Genomic DNA, 3,295 nt, shown 5'->3' with positions numbered 1-3,295 from the left:
AGCGGTAACGCCTGTGATTACCGGTCAAAGCCTGGAGGCCATCCAAAATGGTGCATTTACCGATCCTAACTTCATCGGCTATCTGAAAATAACACAATTCTTTTATACCATCGTTGCCTTCTTTGTGCCGGCCGCCCTTTTTGCCTATCTGTGGCAGCCTTATCCAGCCACCTATCTGGGTTTAAAACCAGCACCCAAAGGTATTCAGATACTGATTGCCTTGTTTGCCATGTACGGTGTATTACCACTGGCGGGCCTGTTAGGGGAGTGGAATGAAACCTGGCCCATATCACAGTCTGCAAGAGATATGCAGGCCATGGCCGAAAAGCTGCTGGCAGTGATGTTGCGCATGCCTACTATAAAAGATCTCCTTATCAACCTGGTACTGGTGGCTATTATACCGGCAATCGGGGAGGAACTGTTTTTCCGGGGTGTGTTACAACGACTCATTATTAAAAGTACCCGCAAAGTATGGCTGAGTGTATTTATCACATCTATTCTATTCAGTGCCATACATGGTGAGGTACTGGGCTTTATGCCCCGGGTACTGCTGGGATTTGGGCTGGGAGCCATTTATGTCATCAGCGGTAACCTTTGGTTAAGCATCCTTGCACATATACTCAACAACGGTTCACAGGTGGTCATGCTATATCTTTTCCAGCACGGGATGACCAAAGATGATCCTATGAAGGATACCCCTTTAGCATGGTATTATGTAGCTTTGAGCATTCCTGTAACCATTGCACTGTTTTGGGCGTTAAGTAAAAAATCAACGCCTATGCTCATGATAGATCCGGTGGAAAAAAAGAAAGATGACGTAGACGAAATAGGAATGGACGAAAATTTGTAATCTTACTAAGACATTAAAGCAATAATTATGGAAAAAGACTGGGTTAAAATTTTTTCAAGTGACCGGCCATTTGAAGCAGAAATCGTGAAAGGAATGTTGCTGGATAACGGGGTAGAAGCGGTATTACTGAACCGGCAGTCATCTTCCTATAACATTACCTTACCTGGGCAGGCGGAACTTTATGTTCATCAAACGCAGGAAGAAGTGGCCAAAAACCTGGTGCATAATCACAACAATCTGCCTACCGGCGACCCCAATCAGGTGGATTCCGAGTAGGGCTATTCTTTTCTGTCAGGCGTCTACGCTGCTGCGTACCGCCTGACAGGGATTTGCTCCAACGGGTTATTTTATCCACATTTGCGGGCAGCAATTTAATCACCAGATTTAAGCATAATGAAGACTTTTTTCACCCGCACTGCCTCTGCGCTTGTGTTTGTGGCAGTAATGCTGGGAGGTATCTTATGGGCCGACTATACATTTTTTCTGCTTTTTTTCCTGATAGGCTGTTTTGCCCTGCAGGAATACTTTAAGTTAATACGACATATAGATCCTGATTATGCCAGCGTTCCCGCCTGGCACAAATGGGGGGCTACCATTGCGGGAGCCGCTATATTACTCACTTTCACCGGCAACAACTTCCAGATAGCACAGATCCCTACGGGCCTTATTGGCTGGTGGATAGCGGTTATTTTCCTGCTGGTAATGCCATTGGGAGAAGTGTTAATGAGTAAAGATTTCTCTTTAAAGAACATTGGCTACTCGGCCATAGGACTGCTGTATATCGTCATACCATTCGGGCTGCTGATAAATATAAGGCTCAACGCCATCAATATTCACTACACCCCACTGGATGTAGGCACCGCGCCGGGATGGCTGATCCCTTTACTGCTGATCATTTTCATCTGGATAAACGATACCATGGCCTATATCGTGGGATCGCTCATTGGGCGCACCCCGTTTGCACCCGCCATTTCTCCTAAAAAAACCATTGAAGGTACAGTAGGCGGTATGATCCTGGCAGTAGCCACTGCAGGCGTTTACGGCCATTTCTGGGGGGGCGGATACCTGGCCCTGCAACACTGGATTGCCCTGGCGCTCATCGCCGCCGTATTCGGCACCATCGGGGATCTGATAGAATCCAAACTCAAAAGAATGGCAGGGGTAAAAGACTCTGGTAGCATCATGCCTGGTCACGGCGGATTCATGGACCGTTTCGACTCATTGCTCCTGGCCGCTCCCTTCGCCTGGATCTATGTTCAGTTCTTTATGATGGCTTAACGATAAATTCGTATGCTGAAAAAATTGAATTAAACTAACTTCGCACTTTGATTAAACACATAAATCAATCATTTTAATAAAAAAACAATGAAGATCCATCGTGAAGGATTTGCTACCATTTCCCTTGTATTCCTGGTACTGGCGTTAATTAACGGAGCAGTATTTTATTGGTTCGGTAATTCGTCCTGCCTTTGCTGGACAGTATCTGTTATATCCCTGGCATTCTTCCTGTTCATCGTATCCTTCTTCCGGATCCCGGCAAGACAATATACAACAGGAGATTCGCTGGTCGTTTCTCCCTGCGATGGTAAAGTAGTGGTGATTGAAGAAGTATATGAGCCGGAATACTTCAAAGATAAACGCCTGCAGGTGTCTATCTTTATGAGCCCCGCTAACGTACACGTAAACCGTAACCCTATCAGTGGTGTGGTAAAACTGTCGCAATACCATGCAGGTAAGTACCTGGTGGCCTGGCATCCGAAATCCTCTACTGAAAATGAAAGACATTCTGTAGTAATCGGCAATGGCAAAACGGATATCCTGGTAAGGCAAATTGCCGGCGCACTGGCCCGCAGAATTGTTAACTACCTGAAACCAGGAATGGAAGTAGCACAGAACGACGAAATGGGCTTTATTAAGTTCGGTTCCCGTGTAGACCTCTACCTTCCAATCGGCACCGAAGTAGCCGTAAAACTGGAAGAAGTGGTGAAAGGCGGTGTATCTGTTATTGCTAAAATCTAGTATCTTTAATAGCTAAACGGCATTTTTATGATAAAGAAAGCTTTTACCGGCGCTGCAGCCCTCCTGTTAATGGCTGGTGTTGTATTTGCCCAGGAAAAAAGAAGCAGCAAAACAGCAGACAAGTCTGCTAAAAAGAATTGTTCTGCTGCCACCTGTAAAACTACCGCAAAAGGTAAAAGCTGTTGCCAGCAGCCGTCTAAAACCGCCAGCCTGAGAATGGCTGCCGCCACAAAAGGGAAGCCGAAAGCATAAGGATAAAGCAAAAAGCTATTGAGGCGATTTTTTGTCTTACTCAGGAGTATACTGATTTTGATGATTTCCAGGATTTTATTTTATTGATTAATACGATTAGAAAAGATTAGCGAAGATGAACATCATATGTTGTTGATCTTCGCTAATCTTTTTTTAATCCTGAAAAAAATAATC

General features: G+C 45.1%; 5 protein-coding genes. All 5 read left to right on the top strand.

What is annotated here, in order from left to right:
• Positions 1-850 (top strand): type II CAAX endopeptidase family protein (locus tag VIP81_RS02600; RefSeq protein WP_331956921.1); only part of this gene is annotated, 850 nt, incomplete at its 5' end.
• Positions 851-877: 27 nt separating this feature from the next.
• Positions 878-1,126 (top strand): DUF2007 domain-containing protein, encoded by a 249-nt coding sequence (locus VIP81_RS02595; RefSeq protein ID WP_331956920.1) that lies wholly within the window; start codon positions 878-880, stop codon positions 1,124-1,126.
• Between the two features lie 117 nt (positions 1,127-1,243).
• On the top strand, positions 1,244-2,128 hold the full coding sequence (locus VIP81_RS02590; protein ID WP_331956919.1) for a phosphatidate cytidylyltransferase: 885 nt from the start codon (positions 1,244-1,246) through the stop codon (positions 2,126-2,128).
• 87 nt (positions 2,129-2,215) lie between these two features.
• Complete coding sequence (locus tag VIP81_RS02585; RefSeq protein ID WP_331956918.1) at positions 2,216-2,869, top strand: phosphatidylserine decarboxylase family protein; 654 nt, start codon at positions 2,216-2,218, stop codon at positions 2,867-2,869.
• 27 nt (positions 2,870-2,896) lie between these two features.
• The gene (locus VIP81_RS02580; protein ID WP_331956917.1) at positions 2,897-3,121 is read left to right on the top strand and encodes a hypothetical protein; all 225 of its coding nucleotides are present in this window, start codon (positions 2,897-2,899) and stop codon (positions 3,119-3,121) included.
• Positions 3,122-3,295: the final 174 nt, after the last annotated feature.

This window comes from Chitinophaga sp. (genome assembly GCF_036566945.1).
Classification (GTDB): domain Bacteria; phylum Bacteroidota; class Bacteroidia; order Chitinophagales; family Chitinophagaceae; genus Chitinophaga.
This window is presented reverse-complemented; position numbering and strand designations above follow the sequence as displayed.